At 40.9% G+C, this 20,486-nt stretch carries 19 protein-coding genes and 2 pseudogenes; 8 read left to right on the top strand and 13 right to left on the bottom strand.

Annotation, left to right across the window (positions count from 1 at the left end; genetic code table 11):
- Positions 1 to 28: 28 nt before the first annotated feature.
- Together VGA95_05570 and VGA95_05565 are read right to left on the bottom strand one after the other, a co-directional pair.
- Positions 29 to 322, bottom strand: a complete 294-nt coding sequence (locus VGA95_05570) for a hypothetical protein (protein HEX9666013.1) — start codon at positions 320 to 322, stop codon at positions 29 to 31.
- 262 nt (positions 323 to 584) lie between these two features.
- On the bottom strand, positions 585 to 770 hold the full coding sequence (locus VGA95_05565; GenBank protein HEX9666012.1) for a hypothetical protein: 186 nt from the start codon (positions 768 to 770) through the stop codon (positions 585 to 587).
- Positions 771 to 1,211: 441 nt separating this feature from the next.
- On the opposite strand from VGA95_05565, the gene VGA95_05560 reads away from it, so the two are divergent.
- Both VGA95_05560 and VGA95_05555 read left to right on the top strand, forming a co-directional pair.
- A complete protein-coding gene (locus VGA95_05560) occupies positions 1,212 to 2,900 on the top strand; it encodes a L,D-transpeptidase family protein (GenBank protein ID HEX9666011.1) in 1,689 nt (562 codons plus the stop codon).
- Positions 2,901 to 3,109: 209 nt separating this feature from the next.
- The gene (locus VGA95_05555; protein ID HEX9666010.1) at positions 3,110 to 4,723 is read left to right on the top strand and encodes an acyl-CoA synthetase; all 1,614 of its coding nucleotides are present in this window, start codon (positions 3,110 to 3,112) and stop codon (positions 4,721 to 4,723) included.
- 211 nt (positions 4,724 to 4,934) lie between these two features.
- Here the strand turns inward: VGA95_05555 and VGA95_05550 are convergent, their stop codons facing one another.
- The 3 genes from VGA95_05550 to VGA95_05540 all read right to left on the bottom strand — a co-directional run bounded on the left by VGA95_05550 (position 4,935) and on the right by VGA95_05540 (position 7,659).
- Positions 4,935 to 5,873: an LLM class flavin-dependent oxidoreductase gene (locus VGA95_05550; protein HEX9666009.1), complete on the bottom strand. Its 939-nt coding sequence runs from the start codon at positions 5,871 to 5,873 to the stop codon at positions 4,935 to 4,937.
- A 189-nt stretch (positions 5,874 to 6,062) separates the two neighbouring features.
- Positions 6,063 to 6,959 (bottom strand): radical SAM protein, encoded by an 897-nt coding sequence (locus tag VGA95_05545; protein ID HEX9666008.1) that lies wholly within the window; start codon positions 6,957 to 6,959, stop codon positions 6,063 to 6,065.
- A 205-nt stretch (positions 6,960 to 7,164) separates the two neighbouring features.
- The gene (locus tag VGA95_05540; GenBank protein ID HEX9666007.1) at positions 7,165 to 7,659 is read right to left on the bottom strand and encodes a hypothetical protein; all 495 of its coding nucleotides are present in this window, start codon (positions 7,657 to 7,659) and stop codon (positions 7,165 to 7,167) included.
- Between the two features lie 697 nt (positions 7,660 to 8,356).
- On the opposite strand from VGA95_05540, the gene hflX reads away from it, so the two are divergent.
- Positions 8,357 to 9,859 (top strand): GTPase HflX, encoded by a 1,503-nt coding sequence (gene hflX, locus VGA95_05535; GenBank protein ID HEX9666006.1) that lies wholly within the window; start codon positions 8,357 to 8,359, stop codon positions 9,857 to 9,859.
- 39 nt (positions 9,860 to 9,898) lie between these two features.
- Here the strand turns inward: hflX and VGA95_05530 are convergent, their stop codons facing one another.
- Entirely contained in the window at positions 9,899 to 10,801 is a 903-nt protein-coding gene (locus VGA95_05530) for a MaoC/PaaZ C-terminal domain-containing protein (GenBank protein ID HEX9666005.1), read from the bottom strand.
- 421 nt (positions 10,802 to 11,222) lie between these two features.
- The gene (locus VGA95_05525) at positions 11,223 to 11,519 is read right to left on the bottom strand and encodes a hypothetical protein (protein HEX9666004.1); all 297 of its coding nucleotides are present in this window, start codon (positions 11,517 to 11,519) and stop codon (positions 11,223 to 11,225) included.
- A gap of 278 nt (positions 11,520 to 11,797) precedes the next feature.
- Here VGA95_05525 and VGA95_05520 point away from each other — a divergent pair, with 278 nt between their 5' ends.
- The gene (locus VGA95_05520) at positions 11,798 to 12,142 is read left to right on the top strand and encodes a hypothetical protein (GenBank protein HEX9666003.1); all 345 of its coding nucleotides are present in this window, start codon (positions 11,798 to 11,800) and stop codon (positions 12,140 to 12,142) included.
- 247 nt (positions 12,143 to 12,389) lie between these two features.
- On the opposite strand, the gene VGA95_05515 is transcribed toward VGA95_05520, so the two are convergent.
- Both VGA95_05515 and VGA95_05510 read right to left on the bottom strand, forming a co-directional pair.
- A complete protein-coding gene (locus VGA95_05515) occupies positions 12,390 to 12,803 on the bottom strand; it encodes a hypothetical protein (GenBank protein ID HEX9666002.1) in 414 nt (137 codons plus the stop codon).
- A 53-nt stretch (positions 12,804 to 12,856) separates the two neighbouring features.
- The gene (locus VGA95_05510) at positions 12,857 to 13,642 is read right to left on the bottom strand and encodes an enoyl-CoA hydratase-related protein (GenBank protein HEX9666001.1); all 786 of its coding nucleotides are present in this window, start codon (positions 13,640 to 13,642) and stop codon (positions 12,857 to 12,859) included.
- Positions 13,643 to 13,819: 177 nt separating this feature from the next.
- Between VGA95_05510 and VGA95_05505 the strand changes: the two genes are divergently transcribed.
- On the top strand, positions 13,820 to 14,221 hold the full coding sequence (locus VGA95_05505; protein ID HEX9666000.1) for a CBS domain-containing protein: 402 nt from the start codon (positions 13,820 to 13,822) through the stop codon (positions 14,219 to 14,221).
- Positions 14,222 to 14,367: 146 nt separating this feature from the next.
- On the opposite strand, the gene VGA95_05500 is transcribed toward VGA95_05505, so the two are convergent.
- Together VGA95_05500 and VGA95_05495 are read right to left on the bottom strand one after the other, a co-directional pair.
- A complete protein-coding gene (locus VGA95_05500) occupies positions 14,368 to 15,210 on the bottom strand; it encodes a 3-hydroxybutyryl-CoA dehydrogenase (GenBank protein HEX9665999.1) in 843 nt (280 codons plus the stop codon).
- Between the two features lie 264 nt (positions 15,211 to 15,474).
- Positions 15,475 to 15,678 carry a dodecin family protein gene (locus VGA95_05495; protein HEX9665998.1) on the bottom strand — a complete coding sequence of 68 codons (204 nt, stop codon included), beginning with the start codon at positions 15,676 to 15,678 and terminating at the stop codon, positions 15,475 to 15,477.
- 189 nt (positions 15,679 to 15,867) lie between these two features.
- Here VGA95_05495 and clpB point away from each other — a divergent pair, with 189 nt between their 5' ends.
- Positions 15,868 to 18,477 carry an ATP-dependent chaperone ClpB gene (clpB, locus tag VGA95_05490; GenBank protein ID HEX9665997.1) on the top strand — a complete coding sequence of 870 codons (2,610 nt, stop codon included), beginning with the start codon at positions 15,868 to 15,870 and terminating at the stop codon, positions 18,475 to 18,477.
- A 332-nt stretch (positions 18,478 to 18,809) separates the two neighbouring features.
- Here the strand turns inward: clpB and VGA95_05485 are convergent, their stop codons facing one another.
- Complete coding sequence (locus tag VGA95_05485; protein HEX9665996.1) at positions 18,810 to 19,070, bottom strand: hypothetical protein; 261 nt, start codon at positions 19,068 to 19,070, stop codon at positions 18,810 to 18,812.
- A gap of 254 nt (positions 19,071 to 19,324) precedes the next feature.
- On the opposite strand from VGA95_05485, the gene VGA95_05480 reads away from it, so the two are divergent.
- Entirely contained in the window at positions 19,325 to 19,750 is a 426-nt protein-coding gene (locus VGA95_05480; protein HEX9665995.1) for a cupin domain-containing protein, read from the top strand.
- Positions 19,751 to 19,887: 137 nt separating this feature from the next.
- Here the strand turns inward: VGA95_05480 and VGA95_05475 are convergent.
- Positions 19,888 to 20,175, bottom strand: a pseudogene (locus tag VGA95_05475) (tyrosine-type recombinase/integrase).
- A 42-nt stretch (positions 20,176 to 20,217) separates the two neighbouring features.
- On the opposite strand from VGA95_05475, the pseudogene VGA95_05470 reads away from it, so the two are divergent.
- Positions 20,218 to 20,349: pseudogene (locus VGA95_05470) on the top strand (SDR family oxidoreductase).
- The last annotated feature ends 137 nt before the right edge of the window (positions 20,350 to 20,486 follow it).

Raw genomic sequence — 20,486 nt, 5'->3', positions numbered from 1 at the left:
TTGGGAATATACACAGAAAACGGGGTTCTTACTTTCTATTAAAAAAAACTCCGAAGAACAATCCAACAAAGAATGCTAATAATAGACTGATAAAGGGCTTCTCCTGAACCTTACTCTCCAGTGATTCGACTGTCTCTTTTCCACTCTTGCTCGCTATTTCTAGCGCATCATGTAACTCTTCGATTACCTTATCTTTAGCAGCTCCCGTTTCACTTTTTCCAGTATCTATTAGTTTCTGGAAAAGCTCTTTCATATCGGATCGCAAATTTGATATGTCGTCCTTAACAGCACTCAGGTCTAACGGATCACTGTTTCCTTTCATACTTACCTCCAATGGAAAGTATGTAGTTTACGATAGATAGTGTCAAGGAATAAAGTGAGGGCAAAAGGGCGAGTTATCAACTCGCCCTTCTTCAAGATTTAGCTTTTGATCTATCAACATCAAAATTGAAATGCCTCGATCCTTTTGATCTTGGACAAATCAATTCAAAACAATATTGGCTGTAACATATCTAACTAGAAAACTAATCTGCCCTAACCTGCCAGAAACACATGCTAAGGTTTAAAGCCACAACCCTATAATATTAATTTGTTCCACTTTCAGTTGCTTTAACAGTAGGCGCAGGTGTCGGGGTTGGAACTGCTACTTCCTCAACTGTCTCTTCCTCGACTACCGCTCCTTCTTCCTCACCCGGCTGTTGCTGAGTACATCCGTAAAAGACAGAAGTGGTGACACCGAAACACAAAATTAACATAAGTTTTTTAAACATTGACATTATACCTCCCTCCTTAAGTTTATTTATAATGCAAATATATTACAACGAGCAAAGATAAAATCCATAACTTACCTAAAATAACTACATATTCAAATCATAAAAAAGTCAATAAAGGATAATATAATATTATATTCTTCACTAATTTGCTACTATAATAATAAAAATAATGGCCTGAGCCTAGACCAGTTAACTGAGAGAATTCTATATTTAGTGAAAGGAACACATGTTAATTTAATATTAAAATTGCTTAAATTACAATAGCTCGCATAACTTATTAGCAACGAGGTCTATATAAATTGAGAATATTATAAATCTCGAGATAAGTTAATTTCTAAGAAAAAATGAATTTTTTGATATTGATTAAGGCTTATTAGCCTGCTATAATCGAACCTAATTTAACAGATACGAGAAACGATATTTCAATAGAAGATGAGATTGATAAATGGATATAAGCTCCTTAAGCCTTTCTTTTTTATATTGTTAATAATTCTAGCCAGTTGCATAGCAAAAAAGCAAGACTTAGAGCAGTTAAAACCAGATCAAAGCGGTGCTGCGGTAAACGCTATCAGCAATGACCTCAAGAATCAGATCCTAAACTCAAAGGGTCCAGTCATCCTAACGGTTGGTGAAAGTCGTATACAGCTATCAGACCAGGTCTCTAAGTTCTATGGGCTGCAGAATTATCAACCTATTTGGAGCCATAATAGCGAAGTTTTGCCTCAGGCACATGCGCTTATAAGCATGATCAAGGGCTCTGAGAACGAGGGATTACAGCCAGGCGATTATCACATGGGGGAAATTAACGTTTCGTTGAATGAAATTCAAAACAGTAAGGACTCTTTAGACTCACAAATGTTGGCAAAATTTGATTTGTTGTTGACAGACGCATTTATTCTCTATGTATCGCATCTCATTAACGGTCGGATAGATCCCCAGGGAGTTGATTTTAGTTGGTTAAAAAGCCATAACAAGGTTGACTTCACTAAGATACTTAACCTCAGTCAGGATTCTAATCAGTTTCAAGACGCTATCTCGAATTACCAAAACCCACTCTATATTAGACTACGTAAGGCATTAATAAAATATAAGATTATCGAAGCAAATGGAGGCTGGCCATCTATACCCCCTGGTCCAAAGATTGAAAAGGGTCAAAGTGGAGAAAGAGTAAAGCTTCTCCGCAAAAGGCTCATAGTAAGCGGAGACCTAGACGCTGAATCTACAGATAAATTTGATACTTATGATAAAATACTCGAAAACGCTGCACGTAAGTTTCAGCGTCGCCACGGATTAACGGAAGATGGAGTTGTCGGCCCATCCACCTTAACTGAATTAAATGTCCCGGTTGAAAAAAGAATTGAGCAGATAAAAATAAACATGGAACGCTACCGCTGGTTGCCACAAAATATTGGTCCTCGGTATATACAGGTAAATATCCCAAGCTTCCATTTAGATGTCATTCAAAACGGAAAGACCGTATTAGCCATGCCCGTTGTGGTCGGAAAACCCTATTGGAATACTCCACTATTTAGTGCAAATATGACCTATATTATTCTTAATCCCTATTGGAATATACCAAGAAGCATTGCATTGGAAGAAACACTGCCCAAAATCCATGCAGATCCAGAATACCTCTCCAAACGAAATATAAGGGTCCTTCAAGGTTGGACAGACGGTTCAACCGAAATCGATCCCAGCACAATCGACTGGTCCCAGGTGAATAATAACAATCTCAAATATAGGTTTCGTCAAAATCCGGGTCCATCTAATCCCCTCGGACATATTAAGTTTATGCTCCCGAATCACTATAACGTCTACCTCCACGACACATCACAAAAAAATCTATTCAGAAAACAAAGAAGGGATTTCAGCCATGGCTGCATACGTGTTGAGAATCCATTAGGATTAGCAGAATACGTATTATCAGGGGAGCCTGGCTGGACAAAGGAAAGGATTGAATCAGAGATTAGAAAGGGTCGATCGCAATCAATAGTCCTGCCCGACCCAACACCTGTCTACCTCGTATACTTTACAGCTTGGGTTGACGATCAGGGGGATATCCAATTTCGTCATGATGTGTACGGAAGAGACGAAGCCCTTTATCAGTCTTTGCGTAGGATATCATAGAACTTAATCAAATCAACCAGAAGAATATTCACTCTATCAGATAACCAAATCATTTAATTACCACAAAATGTTCACAATTCTTCCCATCGAATCCGTAGACAATCAATATTAAAAAAACACACAATAATGAGAGTGTGATAGATCATTGAATTTCCCTGGAATCAATGTAAATTTCTACACAAAAAACCTTCTACTGAACAACCTCTTAAATGCATTTCGATTACGAAAAACTTTGTCGAACATGGAAATGGGAAATACCGCCACGGTTTAACATTGGTGCAGACTGTACAGACAACCCCGCAAAAAAAGAACACCTTAGAAGTAAAGTAGCTCTATACTGGGAAAATGAATATGGAGAATCAAGAAAATTTACATTCCTGGAGCTATCTAACCTCACTAATCAAATTGGCAATGCTCTTCTATCGCTTGGTTTCAAAAAGGGCGACCGATTAATAATCCGTCTACCTAACATTCCCGAATTTCCACTGGCCTTTTTGGGAGCTATTAAGATAGGCTCAGTCCCGATTCCATCAAGCTCAATGCTTACTTCTGAAGAAATCGGCTACATACTTGACGATAGCGGAGCAAAAGCAGTTATAACAACCCCTGACCTTTTTGAAGAAGTGGAAGTGAACATGGGAAAGCATAAGGCATTCAACGAAGTTATTATTGTGGGCTCACCTATTCCTTCTGGCTGTATCGACTTCAACGAACTAGCTATTAAATGCAATACTGAACTTGATGCGCCAGAAACCAATTCAAACGATATGGCGTACATATGTTATACGTCTGGAACAACAGGCTATCCAAAGGGTGTTGTACATGCACAGCGTGCGTTGATTGCTCATGACCCTGCCGCATTATTCTGGCAGGCGTTAAGACCCGATTATACGGTCTTACATGCAGGGAAATTAAATTGGACATACACGCTAGGAACCGGTTTCTTGGACCCATGGCGTCATGGATGTGCAACTGTTATATATGGGGGAGAACACGAACCTAAGAAGTTTTTTGAATTAATAACAAAGTACCGGGTGAACGTATTTATGGCAGTGCCAACGGTTTACAGACAAATGCTTCGGATAGCAGAAGGAATCAATACAGACCTATCCAGTTTAAACCATGCCCTAAGTGCAGGTGAACATCTGAGCGAAGAATTATTTACTTTATGGAAAGAAAAATTAGGGGTAGAACTCTACGATGGACTCGGGATGAGTGAGTTCAGCTACTATCTTTCAAATATGCCTGGTATGAACATAAAGCCTGGTTCTCCTGGTAAACCACAACCTGGTCATTTATCAACACTATTGGATGAAGATGGCAATGAGGTACGCATTGGCGAAACAGGCGTTCTAGCAACACCAAAAAATGACCCAGGCATCATGCTTGGTTATTGGAATAAACCCGAAGAAACCTATCAAATGTTTAAGGACAATTGGTTTATAAGCGGAGATTATTTCTGTAAAGATGAAGACGGCTATTATTGGCTAGTAGGGCGTGAAGATGACCTGATTACAAGTTTTGGATACAGAGTTTCCCCCCATGAGGTCGAGAGGGTCTTAAACGAGCACCCTAAAGTCAGCGAATGTGCCGTCGCAGGGATTACAGTTGATAAGGATAAAACAATTACAACTGCCTTCGTAGTACCTAAAGAAACAAAGCACGACCAAGAAAAACTCAAACTAGAGCTTTTAGACTATACTCATTTACATCTTGCTAAATACAAATGCCCTAGAGAGGTAGTATTCATAGACTCTATTCCCAAAACCGCTAATGGAAAAATCAAGAGAAGGGTCCTAAGGGAAACGTTCAGTTTATTATAATTTCTGCTGATCTCATTAAGTGACTATACATGGAGGGCTAAAGCTATCCTCTGCTCTAAAATATTTAATACATATCTGATATGGGTAGGAAACGAGACTTGCTCGTATGATCAAATCCCACCAGCGAGACTGGTAGGCAAACCTTTTTTCTTCAACATTTCATTAAAAAAATTATATTAAGCTACATGGATACCCTTCGAGATAGATGAAATTAATCAGAATAGGTCTCAACTGTTATCTGCATGACCTCGACATTACTCTGCTTTCCTACTGGACCTGGAACTATTATTGGCAGATCAACTCCTGCCGCTCTATGTACCTCCAATCTAGATCTGGCTCGATCCGGGGGACCAACCAAGGCTATGGCATCTAACAATTCATCCGAAAAGGCTTCGGCAGGATTTTCGCCAGATTGTATCTTATCAACAACTTCTCCAAAACCTATATTCCTAATCATCCTCTGATAAAATGGAAGCCTAGCGTAACCACTCAACCCCCGCTTTCCAGCATTACGTGCAGCTTCCAGATCGTCGGATATATACGATGGTATACCACTAGTAGTATCTATTTCAGATGGATTACGTCCCGCCTTATTTGCTCCCTCAATAACGTATGCTTTTAGTTTTTTGATATATTCAGGTGTTGCCAGATAGGGCATGATACCATCTGCAACCTCACCTGCTAATTGAGCCGCACCCTTTGTGAGACCCGCGATATAAACGGGCAATTTAGGAAGCTGCCTTTTAATAGTAAGAAGCGGAGAGCTTCCATCCGCGAATGATTTAACAGCATTTACATAATTCCTCATTACCTCGACTGGGTCACCCATATCGATTCCATAGCGGTCATTTACTGGTTTATGGCTCACCCCCAACCCCAGAATCATCCTTCCCCCCGAAATCTCCTGAATTGTCAAAGCTTCGCCTGTTGCAACCACAGCGTGGCGCATATAAATATTAGTGATCCAAGTGCCCACTTTTATTTTTGAAGTAGCCTCTGCAAAAACCTGTGCGTTGGCAAGTGCACTATAAGGCGGCACCTCTGGAGAGAATATGCCTTCAAAACCAGCATTCTCAGCAATCCTCGCAAGCGCTCTCAAGTCATCAACACTGCAACCCCAAACCGGAGAAATAGTACCAATCCGTTTCATCTTAACTCCCCTTTAAGAGTTTTACTTGTTGCTATTCATCCACAATGGACAGGCTATATTAACCAAATTCCAAGCACCAATCTACAAACAAATTCCAACCAAGAAATCACAAATCGCAAAATTTTGGGGGTTGTATTTTGGATTTGTTTGAGATTTGGCATTTGCGATTTGTAATTTGCGGACTCATTTCTAATATTGATTTATAACGTCCCTGTAGAAATCGGGACGAAGATACTTTTCATCTTTACTTTCCAAAACCTCTCTAATTCTAGAAAGCACGCTCTCTTTGTCACGCGGGAATTTTGCCTTTATTGGTAGATAATTGGAAATATGATTTGAAAAGAAATAACCGTCGGTAAGAATTGTGTTCTCCACCATTATTTCAAGTTCTTGTATCATTTGAAACTTATCAGGAAGTTTAAATCTACCTTCTTCCCATTCCTTGTAAATCGGTGCTCCCGGTCTCAATTGGAGTGATAACGCCCCTACGTATTCTGGATCAGAATCGGTAAGAAGTTTTCCGGTAGCGTAAGCATGCTCACGGCTCCTATCTAACCCGCCGACACCGAGAAGAACCATTGCAGAGTTTTTAATGCCTGCCTCTTTGAGCACCCTTGATGCCCTAACGGTTTCCTCAAAATTTGCGCCCTTCCTGATTCTCTCCAGAACTACATCGTCACCACTTTCAAATCCTATGTATACCATATCCAGACCTAGATTTCTTAGCTCCTTGAGTTTATCAACCCCCTTTCTTATTATATCCCCAACATTTGCATACATTCTTATCCTCGCAAGTCTGACACATTTCAAATTAAGATACTCAAGAATCTCGACAAGCTTTTTTTGCGAAAGTACTAGGGCATTACCATCACCAATGAATACACGGTCAGTAATGTGACCGAATTCAGACGCCTCATCTATAATTTTTTTTATTTCAGCCATAGGGCGAGCGCGAAACCTCTGTTCATCTTTTCTGTACATGGCACAGTAAGTGCACTCATTGTGGGAACAGCCAATTGTCGCCTGCAGGATGAAGCTTTTACCTTCGCTAGGAGGTCTAAAAAACGGAATTATATATTCAATCATACATTTAAATTAAACAAAAAAAACTAACAAAGCAACTATAGTATTCAGTACTGTTTACAAAATACCCGGCTTGGTTATAATTAGGCTCCCATGAAAAATAACGAAAAGGAAGGGTTCATATACATACTGGGCATAATTGGATTAATTGCATCTATCGTAATCCTTGCCTCTCTAACTCATGTGGTGCTACATCCCTAGCCATTAATCAGGTAACTGCCCACTTAATTATATGAATAATTATTTCATCGGGATCGATCAAAGACCCTGTGTTATCCTCATAGCTATAAATATTTCCCGAGCGTTCAAATTTAATTCTTATCAGCTGTATGGCTCTTGTGACAAAGGGCTCTCTACTCCCGGAAGATTGTCTTTTCTTCCCTAAGACAAGAACCTCATCCGGAACTTCCCCAATAAAAAGGACAAATTTAATATCTGACATTAGGCAAAATCCGATCTGTTTCCCAGGCACATTTAGAAATACCTGTAACAGTTCCTCTGGTAGCCTAAATATCGAGAGTCCTCCACCATTAATCACTTCATTGTAGATATTGACACCTAGTTCGGTTTTACCATATAGAATGTTCATAACCTCTTTCAAATTGATACTCAAATTATTACCTTCGGGCTCAATCGATCTTTTATTACTAATTTGCTTCTTTCTATCAGCAATGTTCAATATTTTTTCGCGAAAATCTTGCATAAAGCTTCTCCCATTGAGCAGGCAAAATAAGAAAGCTAGAAATCATCAAAAATACTTATTGGTTAAATTTATTTCATAAATTAACGGTTTACAAATGAACAACCCTGCAGCAAGCTGCAGGGTATCAGAACATAAACAGACAGTCTCTTCGGTTGTTGCGAGGAGTCCTGAGTCCTGAGTGTTGAGAAATAACGAAAGATCGAAGGGTCGAAGGGGACGAGGGAATCCTAAACAGGTGAAAAAAGATGGGATTGCTTCAATTTGCGTTGTAAATTTCGCAATAAGCCCCGGGGTTGACTGTTATCGCGAGGATATCGAAGCGATCTACTACCTACATTGAATGAGCAGTACCGCAGCAAGCAACAGGGAATTCGCGAGTTAAATCATGTTGAAGTTGCCACTCTCTTCCTTGTACTTAGAGTTAATGATGGTTATAATTTTTGTAATCTTAATTTCGCTCTGAACGCGGAGGAATCTTAGTATAGAAAAAATTCTAGGAAATATTTCAGGTCTTAAATCTAGCCATATTCGAAACCTCTCAAGGCTATATAAGAGAAGGATACCCCCAAGAGAAATCATCACCTTAGAGCTTGGAAGGACACTTTCAAGTTTATCGAAGGAAATAAATAAAAGCATAACAGTTTTAATAAACAGGAAAGGGAAAATAGAGATTGTTTTTATTGGCGATTCCTTTCAAGTGCCCTTTGATCAACTCCAACGTTCAAGGGAGGCGAAGTATAGACTTAGAGGCTATCGGCTTATTCACACGCATCTAAAAGACTCCATTTTATCACACCCTGACCTTGTAACCCTGTTGAAAGAAAGACTAGACCTTATAGGGGTGCTTGAAGTAAGAGACGGTGGAATTCCGGGGAAGTTTCAAATAGCTCATATCCTCCCGCCGAATACTGACGGGAAGATGTGGGAGATAATAGACTACAACGACCTGGGACGCATAGATATTAATTTTGAAGAGTTTCTAACAGATATTGAATATGACAACGAAAGATCATTCTTCGAAATCGGCGGACACAGAGAAAAAGAGGGTGTTTTCCTTATAGGAGTGTATACGAATTCCCGGGTTGATGCGCAAAATTCAATTAAAGAGCTTGAATCTCTTGCCATCTCTGCGGACAAAGTAGTATTAGATAAAACAATTCAGGGTAGAAAACAGATAGACCCAAGATATCTTATCGGAAAAGGAAAATCGGAAGAGGTTATTCTGAGGGCCAGGCAGCTAGGTGCAGATTCACTTGTTTTTGACCTAGAATTAACCCCTGCGCAAGTAAAATCAATATCCGAAAAGACAAATTTAGGCGTAATTGACAGAACGCAATTGATACTTGAGATATTCGCAAGACATGCAGTAACAAGTGAAGGTAAAATCCAGGTCCGATTAGCGCAGCTCCGTTACCTGCTACCAAGGCTGACCGGAAGAGGCATCGAGCTATCTCAACTTGCAGGTGGAATAGGAACAAGGGGTCCAGGCGAAAAAAAACTTGAAGAAGAAAGAAGACGATTAAGACAACAGATAGAACACCTCGAAAGGCAAATAGAGGAGATAAGCAAGAGACGTGAACATACAAGGAAGAAAAGAACAGAAACCGGAATACCGACCGTAACATTGATCGGGTACACGAATGTTGGGAAATCTACACTCTTTAACACCCTCACAAAAAGTAACGCTGTTGTTGAAAATAAGCTTTTTTCAACCCTGAATCCTACGACCAGAAAACTAATATTACCGGGTAAAGGAGAAATATTAGTTACAGATACCGTAGGATTTATAAGAAACTTGCCGAATGAACTGATAAAAGCATTCAGGGCAACCCTTGAAGAAATGGGTGAATCCTCTTTACTCGTGCATGTAGCAGACGCTAGTGATCCACTTCTGGACGAAAGGATTGATTCAGTTGATAAGATATTAGAAAGCACAGGCTATGAATCTATACCTAGAATCATTGTGTTCAATAAAATAGACTCTGCTACAATTGAAACCATAAATAGACTTAAGAAAGCACACCAAGCACGCCTGATATCAGCTCTAAACAAGGAAACTCTCTCAGATTTACTCGAACTTCTCGAGGTAAAACTCTTTGGTTATGGCAGATATGATTTAGAATATGAGATTAACGAAGATAAAACCTCTGGTGGGATACAAGAGAAAGCCGCGCCAGCTGATTCTGTCCTATTAAATTAAGTCTTGAAACTATTATCGAAAGCTATCTACCTGGAAAAATTAAATAGTAACCTCGGCCGTACCGCCTTTTATAACCTTAACATTATCGTCACGGCGCCATACCTCAAAGCCTAGGATTGTATTTTCTGCCTTTTTGCCTAACTCCCATCCATCCACAACCAATGTATCTCCAGGATAGACCGGGCTAGAAAACCTAACACCCAACTGTACCAGCATCGTGGGATCGCTCTCGGTGTAACATTCTATTATTGCCCTCATCGCCATCGACATCGTACATAGGCCGTGAACTACAATACCCTTAAGTCCCGCTTTCTTAGCCACTTCCTCATCGATATGTATGGGATTTTTGTCATGTGAAGCCTCAGCATATCTATAAGTAATATCAAGTGGAACTCTGATTATCTTCCTAAATGCTAAAGGACTTTCACCACCCGATGGAGGATGTTCACTCTTCGTTTTCCTTTCGGGTTGTCTTCCACTACCGATACCCCTTATAAAAAGACCCCAATCAGACTCCACAACCTTGTTTGCAGACTCGTCTGTAGTTACCGCGTTGAAAATCAATAATTCACCGCTTCCCTTATCTTCAATATCGGTTACTTTGATTCTAAATATGAGCTTGTCACCAGGTCTGATAGGTTTGTAAAAACGCATCTCTTGATAGCCATGCACAAGCATCAGAACATTTCTTTTGGCTTGCTCTTCCCCACCATGAAGATCCGGATCGGCCCAGAGTTTCTCAAGTATTGGCAATTCGTATACAACCGCATAACTCGGTGGTGCCATGCCTTTAGGAGCAATTGGACTCAGGGCCCCATTATAATTAAAGTAACTCAAATTACGAGCACCGATAGCCCATGCATATTCTTTAATTTCTTGTTCAGTTACAGTATGAATGATAGGGTCATACTCACGTCCTATATATTCTCTATTTAGTCCCATAGCACTTCTCTTCCTCCTTTAAGTTTTTCCACCTTTATATTCACATCTGTTTCTACATCCTCTAGATTTTCAGAAGCAGCCATTGCTTCGCAATTGCTTATACACGTTTATAAATAAGAATTAGAAATCCTGATGAAACAGATTGTCAGATTCATAGCAGAGGAAATTTATCCAGTTGGGAAGCGAGTTAACTTAATAGTATCATTCATAAAACTTAAAAAATGATAAAATGAGTATTTTTAATTTCTGAATATTAATTTATATAAATAATATATTGTTGTCAAGTAGTTAATTCGCAGTTGCAAAAGTAATAACAGATAAATTCACAACACAGAAACCTTTCTTCAGTTACGCAGATTAATTTAAGTCTTTATCAAATTTAGCTTGATAACTTCATGTTGCTTGCCGCGCTAATATTCATTCAACTTAGGCAGGAGATCGCTTCGATATCCTCGCGATGACAGGAAATCCCAGAGTTGCTGTGAAATTTGCCCTTCGACTCGCTGAGAATAAATTCCGAAAGTGAAGCAATCTCACAACCAGTCATTCGGGCGGATTGTAAGCGGGAATCCATTCTTTCGCCTCCGGATCCCCGACAAGGCCTGCCCCCGCACGCTGCTGGCGGAGAGTCGGTGGCATCCGGGTTTGCTCCCATTCTGTCTTTGCGAGGAGTTTTATCCCGAAGCAATCTCATTTTTTCCGTTTTCGGTTGCTTCATCCCCTTCGATGTCTCTCAGGGGTTTCTGACAATGACATGAGAGACCGATTTTCGGGTACCGATGCCCCATAGCTTGACGCCGGGCTTCTTGATGAAAAACAATACGATTTGAAATTCATAAATGCAATTATTGGACTTTTCTCATTAAATCTATCGGTAACGAAACTAACGGGGTTTGGATTATATAGTATTTCCTAACAGTTCAAAATTTCAGTAAACTAATCACATCTCCGTAATAGATATTTAACCTTCAACAGCATGGGAGATAGCATTGCGTCATGCGAAAAAACAACGAACCAAGATCAGTTTACGATCTCGAGCCAATATGCATGATTATATCTAGATATAGCATAGAACAACCCGATGAGAAAAAAGTTGAACAAGCAGTTGAAGGACTCCTTTCCGATTTTAAATTAATTAAAACCATAAACCCCTTAATCTGGATTTTTGTGGGTAGATGGAGAGCCGAAATAACTGACAAAAACAAAGATAGGATTAGCAGACTGACCGACAGATTAAAATCAGTAGATGGGAACTCTTTTGTAATACCATCCTTTACATGGACTAATATATTAAAACAACATGAACTTGCTTGGAAGACCTGGAGAGAGCTTATTTCTTAGTTGAACAAAACTCCAATCAATAACCACGTATAGGACCAAAGTTTATCTGCATGAAAAAAGCGATACATGACCGTCGATCGGCAAAAAATTATAAACCAAAGGCATATAATGGGAGATTTTCAAATTATCAGCGGCTGCTACTGAATGGTATGGTTTACGCAACAATTAAGCAAATGAATCAGCACTGCTATAAAAAGTTCTTTAATTCGCAATCGATATTGTCACAACATTGAACCATTTGTCGCTTTTACTTTCGCTTCGTTTCACTACTTTTGAGAAAATCTTCCATCATCTTGGTTGTGGCTTGTAGCTGCTCCAGCCAATTTTCCTGTAATTTTTGTACACTTTTAACATAATCCTTTACCTGGCTAGGAACGCCTGCACCTTCCATAATTCTCTCCGATTCTTTTGACTGCTTTTTCTGCTCTTCCCCGACATGCTCAAAGATCTTACCAGTAGTTTCTATGGCATGATGCATCAGAGATTTTTGAAGCTCCATCGATTTTTCGAGGAAAGTTTTCTGAAACTCTAAGATTGGTCCAGCCACATCCTTGGTTTTTTTGATTTGATCAAGAAATGGCTTCATGACTTTCTCCATCTCCTTTCGTTGCTTTTCGATAGTATCGAATAAGTCAGAAAACGGAGTTTTATCTTTTGACATTCTAGGTACCTCCTTATGTACAAATAGGTTTAATTTACGTTCAAGCTTGTTAATTACCTACCATTGAAATTCGGTTCTCTTTTCTCAAGAAATGCAGTCATACCCTCCACCCTGTCCTCGGAATCGAAACACAATGACACAAGCGTTTTCTCGAGAAGGAGAGCCCTTTGCAAATCCATTTCAGATCCGGAGTTGATTGCCGTCTTCGCCATCCTAACGGCCCTTGGTCCGTTCTTCGCAATCTTATGGGCTAGATTTCTCGCCTCGTCCATAAGATTGTCATGTGGCACCACCCGCTCTACCAAACCAATCCTTAGGGCTTCTTGTGCATCAATCATCTCTCCTGTGAAGACCAACTCCTTTGTCTTTCCAAGACCTAGTATTCTCGTAACCCTTTGTGTTCCACCCCAACCTGGAAATATCCCAAGTCTTACTTCAGGAAATCCAAGTTTGGCTTTATCTGATGCAATCCTGATGTCACAAGCTAGAGCAAGTTCACACCCTCCACCAAGTGCATAACCGTTTATGACCGCAATGCATGGACTCGGATCATTTTCTATGAGTTCATAAACCCTATGGGCAAAATCAACATATTCCTGGAACTCCCTATCCTTCATGTTGTTCATTTCTGCTATGTCAGCGCCTGCAACAAATGCCTTGTCGCCTGCGCCTGTGATTAATAGTGCTTTCAAATTCTCTTTTGGAAGGATATCCTCTAGGAACACCTTTAGTTCTCTAAGTGATTGCCAACTCAGTGCATTCAGGACCTTTGGGCGATTAATCGTAAGAATCCCAATCTCGTTGGGTTGTCGTTCGTAATTAATAAACTCAAATTTCATAATGATACTCCAAAAGCATGTTTATTTAATGACCAGCCGGGGAATAATTATCCACTCTAATAGATCTTTGTCAACGATAGAATCTTATAAATTAATTGCTATTGATATAAAATTTATAACCTGTGAAAATCATGTATTTTATTATTAAATGAAAAAGATTAGGAGGTAAAAAGCATTATGAAGGTAAATGAGATAATGACAAAAGATGTAGTGTCAGTCGATCAGAATACTCCGTTAAGTAAAGCAGTTAAGATCATGGCTGACAAGGACATCGGCGCCATCGTTGTCCAAATTGAGGGCCCTGCATTTGGTATATTTACACAACATGATCTCTTGACCCGAGTGGTAGCCCCAGGCAAAGATCTAGAAACCACAAAGATCAAGGATGTTATGACGCAGAGCATTAAGTGTGCACAGGCAGAAGACGATGTGGAGGACGTGTTGAGGGTGATGTACCAGGAGAATGTACGATACCTACCAGTTATGGACAAGAGAAAATTGGTTGGAATTGTTTCGACGGCGGACCTATTTAAATTCACATTTAGGGCTTCAGAAGGTTATGCCGAAGAGGTTATTTAATCTAAAATATCTAATACGATAGAAACGAAAATTAACTGCAACGACAAAATTCAAAATCTATGTAAGGACTTTGCTAAGTTCGGAAATCCAGAGATAAAGAAATATGATAATCTTTTAATCCCACTATACTTAGCAACTAATCTTGCTCAATATTCATAAAAGCCCCTTCCACTCTTCCTACCCAACCGACCCGAACGAACCATCTGTCTTAGAAGGGGAGCAGCACGGTATTTTGAATCCTGAAATTCTTTGTACAAGACGTCAATAACATCAAGTGTTACGTCAAGCCCTATTAAGTCAATCAGAGCAAGGGGACCCATAGGTTGGTTTGTGCCCAGTTTCATGGCCTTATCTATATCGTCAGCACTTCCAACCCCATCCTGTAGAGTAAATACAGCTTCATTGAGCATTGGCATAAGAATACGATTGACTATAAATCCAGGCATATCTTTTCCTTTCACCGGCTCCTTACCGAGGGCTTTGCTAAAATCATACGCAATCTGTACAGTTTCATCGGAAGTTGTTAACGACTTGATAACCTCTACCAGCTTCATTATTGGCGCGGGATTAAAGAAATGCATTCCCACCACCCTGTCCGGTCTCTTTGTGCTTATAGCAATTTCTACAATTGGAAGCGAAGACGTGTTTGTGGCAAGAACTATTTCCGGCTTTGTGAATTCATCAAGCTTCTTAAAAGTCTCCTTTTTTACCCCTATTTCTTCAAAAACCGCTTCAACAACCATATCCACGCCTGACAAATCCTGAAAACTAGTTGTCGCTTGAATATTTGATACTATAGCTCGGCTATCGCTTTCCGCAATGTCCCCCTTCTTTACCATCCTGGCGAGGCTCTTCTCTATGGTTTTTATGCCCCTATCAAGGCTAGCTTCAGACACGTCAACTAAAACCACTTTCCTTCCACTACTCGCCACGACTTGAGCAATCCCCGAACCCATTGTTCCGGCCCCTATTACGCCAACCTCTTTTATTTCATCGACTTTCAATTTTATTAACCTCACTTAAAAATATCTTAGTAGAAATTAAGAAAGTTAAGTTCTTAAGTACCAGAAGAATAACAATAGTCTCAATAAAAGTAATTGCACTTTTAGAATCTAGAGATAATAAACCATCATAGATCCTAAGGGAATTTTATCAACCTTTATTTGAACGTATAAAAGAATACTGTTCATCGCTTAACGGACTAATCTAAAAAAACAAACAGAATGTGACACAGGTAATAAAGTTAGAAGTAATTAGCCCTCTAAAATGAATGTGATTCTTACGTGAGCTCTATACTCTTTGATTTTCCCCTTTTCTATGTGGGCGTTCATCTTTGTTATCTCTATACCGGTAAGACCCCTGAGAGTCTTGTTTGCTCTAGCGAGAGCATTTTTAACCGCATCGTCCCAAGACTTCTCGGAAGAACCAATCACTTCAGTTACTCTTGCGACAGCCATGGTACCCTCCTGACTTTAAGTGGTGTGTATATATACCTAATTTTGAACGTTTGTAAAGATAGACTTAAATGACTAATTTCTATTTTAGTTGAAGCCTCTCATATTAAAGTTCATAATCAGGGCTTCCTTGATTTTTATCAAATTAGTAATATTTTAGAATAGTAACAAATAACTCTGAGGTATCAATACATGAAATTCGACAAACTTACAATAAAAGCGCAGGAAGCACTTTCAGAAGCTCAGTCCATCGCCCAAACTGAAAGAAACCAGATAGTTGATATTCCACATTTAATACTTGCGCTCTTAGCAGAACAAGGCATTCCAAATGAAATTCTGGGAAAGATCGGTGTTAATCCTCAAATAATTAGAGGATTAGCCCGAAAGGAGCTCGCCAAACTGCCGAAGGTTGATGGCGGTACAGACCAGGTCTATCTTAGCCGCGAAGCAAGCCAGTCATTTAGCAGAGCAGAGAAAGAAGCCAAATCAATGGGCGATGAATACGTTAGCACCGAACATCTTCTCCTTGGTATTGTGCAACATGCCATAGGTGATATTAAAAACGATTTTAAAAAGAACGGAATCACCCGGGATAACATCATTAAGGTTTTGAAAGAGGTAAGAGGCGGCCAAGCTATTACAAGTCAAACACCCGAAGACACTTTTCAATCCCTGAAGCAATTTGGAAAGGACTTTACTGAACTTGCACGGCAGGGGAAGATCGACCCTGTCATAGGACGCGATGATGAAATCAGAAGGGTTATACAGGTACTGTCCAGAAGGACAAAAAATAATCCAGTACTCATTGGTGAGCCTGGAGTAGGAAAGACCGCTATAGTAGAGGGGCTGGCACAAAGAATAGTGAATGGTGATGTGCCGGAGGGATTGAAGAACAAGCGGCTCGTCGCATTAGATATAGGATCTCTTCTTGCCGGAGCCAAATATCGGGGCCAATTTGAAGAGCGGCTCAAAGCCGTTTTGAAAGAAGTAACATCCTCAGAGGGAGAGATAATATTATTCATAGATGAAATTCATACAATAGTCGGAGCGGGAGCTGCAGAGGGTGCAATTGATGCATCCAACATGCTTAAACCAGCGTTGGCTAGGGGCGAGCTCCATTGCATAGGAGCTACTACTCTAGATGAATACAGAAAACACATTGAGAAAGACGCCGCTCTTGAGAGAAGATTTCAGCAGGTTTTCGTCGACGAACCTACAGTAGAAGAAACCATCTCTATTCTAAGAGGACTGAAAGAAAAATATGAAGTTCATCATGGTGTTAAAATAAAAGATGAAGCATTGATTGCCGCCGGGGTTCTATCCAACAGATATATAACCGGAAGATTCCTCCCGGATAAGGCAGTTGACTTGATTGACGAAGCCGCAGCGAGGTTAAAAATGGAAATCGATTCAATGCCAATTGAGATTGATGAGAAGCAAAGGCGCATAATGCAACTAGAGATTGAAAAAGAGGCGCTTAAAAAGGAAAAGGACAAAGCTTCGGAGGACAAACTAAAACTCATTGAAAAAAACATCGCAAACCAAAAAGAGGACGTAAATGGCTTAGTGACCCATTGGAAAAGGGAAAAGGAGCATATCGCAAACATCAGGTCCATAAAGGAAGAGATTGACAGCGTAAAGATGGAAGCTGAAAGAGCGCAACGTAATGGTGATCTTTCTACTGCCTCCGAACTTCTATACGGAAAACTTCCAGATCTGAACAAGAGACTAGAGAATCTTAGTACCGAGCTTGCGGAGATTCAAAAAGAAAAAAAGATGCTTAAAGAGGAAGTTGACGCAGAAGACATCGCAGAGATCGTATCCAAATGGACAGGTATTCCAGTTTCTAAGCTGATGGAAGGAGAAATTGAAAAGCTTATACACATGGAAGAAAGGCTTTCAAAAAGGGTTGTGGGACAGGATAAAGCCATCCAGGCTGTTTCCAATGCACTAAGGAGGTCCCGCGCGGGGCTTTCCGATCCTAATAGACCAATTGGCTCTTTCATCTTTCTAGGTCCTACGGGAGTGGGAAAAACTGAACTTGCTAAGGCTCTTGCAGAATTTATGTTTGACGATGAAACCGCTATGGTCAGGATTGATATGAGCGAATATATGGAAAAGCACACCGTTTCAAGGTTAATAGGTGCCCCTCCCGGTTACGTAGGATACGAAGAGGGGGGACAATTGACAGAAGCCATAAGAAGGCGCCCTTACTCTGCGATACTCTTAGACGAAATCGAAAAAGCCCACCATGATGTTTTCAATATACTGCTACAAATACTCGAAGATGGGCGATTAACCGATGGCCATGGGAGAACGGTCGATTTCAGAAACACTATAATCATCATGACCTCCAACCTCGGAAGCCACTTCATACAAGAGTTAATTAACGACGAAGAGGAGATGCAGAGAAGGGTAATGGAGGTTATGAGAAGCTCTTTCAGACCCGAATTCCTCAACAGGGTAGATGAAACCATCATCTTTAGACCTCTCGGAATGGAGCAAATAAAAGAAATTGTTGACATTCAACTTGAGCACCTGAGAAAGAGGCTGGAAGAAAGAAAAATTTCGATCGAACTCACCGACAATGCGAAAGAAGCACTCGCTGAAAAGGGCTACGACCCAGTATATGGAGCAAGACCGCTAAAGCGAACAATACAAAAATTAATTCAGGATCCCCTTGCAACAGATATTTTAAAAGGCACCTTTAAAGACGGAGATTCGATTGTAATCGATGTCGATAAGAACAGAGATTTTACCTTCAGCTTGAAAAAGGAAAAAAAGAAAGCAACAGTGAGTTAAAACGGGCTCAAATTCTTTGCTACTGCCAATTACCTTTAAAAGGGCCGTATTAAACAAAGGGTTTATTAGGACCGTCGCGCCCTTCGACTGTGCTCAGGGCGAACGGCACTTGAGATAAGCCGTTCGTGGTGAGCCTGTCGAACCATGAACGGCAATCATGAACATACTATAAAGAAACATACCGCCCCAGTCATGCACAATTGGTACATGCTAAAGAGCGGATAATTCAATTAGACACTGCCTCGGGATTTTCCCCTCACGCTTTTCTTACCCTTCTGATTAAAAAGCAGTTTTCAACAAGAGAAGCAACTTCGGCAGGTATAACGACTCTTTTATTCCAAAGGGTTTAGAATCTCGAGAAATTCGAACTTACTAAAGCGGTTTGCTTTTCTAGTAGTTATCCCATCCACACCGTTGTCTATTAGGGTTGCTACAAAAACAACATCAAATACCTCTTGTCTTGATATACTATAATTGGACAGTAGAATAAGCAGGTTCCAGGCGACATAACTCTTCTCAGTGCGAAAAGAGTAGCGCTTGCGTCTTATGATCTCACGAACTCGATCGAGGAGTTTCTTAAGATGTTGTTTCACAATTTTTCTTCTAGCGATTGACTTAGACGAGCTTTTAAATTATATTTTAAGAAAAAAAGGGCAAGGATTTCTGTAAAACATCCGATATTGGGATGATTATGCGGAGGTAATTCCGGATAATAAGCAGCGGGCCTTGCAGAGAATACCGATTTCCTATAAACCAATGCGCAACTACAAATGCAGTTGACTCACTTACACCGCCAGGAGAATTGTCCAACGTCTGTCATCAAAAACGTCATGGGAGGAACAGCATTATGAATCCGGTCGTCGCGTCCGACAAACTCGAGCGTACTAAGGTTTGGGCAGAGGATGACACATCGGTCCGCTGGGCTGGTGCTTTCGCGGTCTATGGAGGCCACGGCGCGACCCAGTCATCGACTATCGTCTACGAGATCGAGCCTGGTGGACGGCTCGGCTGGCACACTGACGCCACTGAGGAGACGCAATACATCATCGGGGGTGCCGGCAAGCTGTTCCTGGAAGACGGTACTACTCATCTCGTCGGTCCCGGCAGCGTTTTTGTCCTCCCGACAGGGGTAAAGCACGACCTCGCGAATGTCGGTACGGAGACATTGCGGGCGGTGGCCTTCTTCGCTGCCGCTATGTTCACGCAAAACTTCGACAACGTGATGTTGCCGCCGAAATCCCACATCCTCGGTACCCCCAATCGCGAGGGCTAGATATTCGGAAGGAAATCCTCCGTAAACGCCGGGGGTTGACAACGCGCCGAATAAGAGAGGTTATTATACTTGAAATTGAGTAGGGAGATAAGAATGTTATGTCCCTGCGTAAGGGCAACCCACCCACCATCTTGTGATCAAAGCATATCAATTGGGCTACGCACTGCCAGTCCTCCTAGATCCAGAACGTGCGTGTAAACCTGTCCTGAGCGCAGTCGAAGGATCATTGTCGTTTTCACGTCCTTATGCCCTAGCAATTCCCGCACAGTCCGAATGTCATAACCGTCCCTTCGACGTTGCTCAGGACATGTTTGAAGCAGGTGCGTGGCAAAGCTGTGTCTCAACGTATGGAAAGAAGCCTGTTCAGTTATTCCCGCTTTCCCAACTTCCGTTTTAAAAGCTTTCTGAAGCGATGGCGCATGAACCAGCCTGCTTCACCTGTCAGTCCTCATAACTCCTTGATATATGCTTCACAAACCGCATTGGGTCGCGTAGGTTTGCCTGATGACATAGGAGGCGTTGTTGCATTTCTCTGCTCTGAAGAAGGGCGCTGGGTTAACGCACAGCGAATTGAGGCCTCAGGTGGAATGTTCCTGTAAATGAATCTTTACGAATAGGCCTAACAAGGCACTGCAGCGGGCGTCACTACTCTAAAATATTCGTCAACGTTTGTACCTGAAAACTTGGCCGATAGTACCTTTTTGCTGTACCCGGATCATGAGCAAACAGGCAAGTG

The sequence above is a fragment of the Thermodesulfobacteriota bacterium genome (genome assembly GCA_036397855.1).
Taxonomy (GTDB): Bacteria; Desulfobacterota_D; UBA1144; order Nemesobacterales; family CSP1-2; genus DASWID01.
This window is presented reverse-complemented; position numbering and strand designations above follow the sequence as displayed.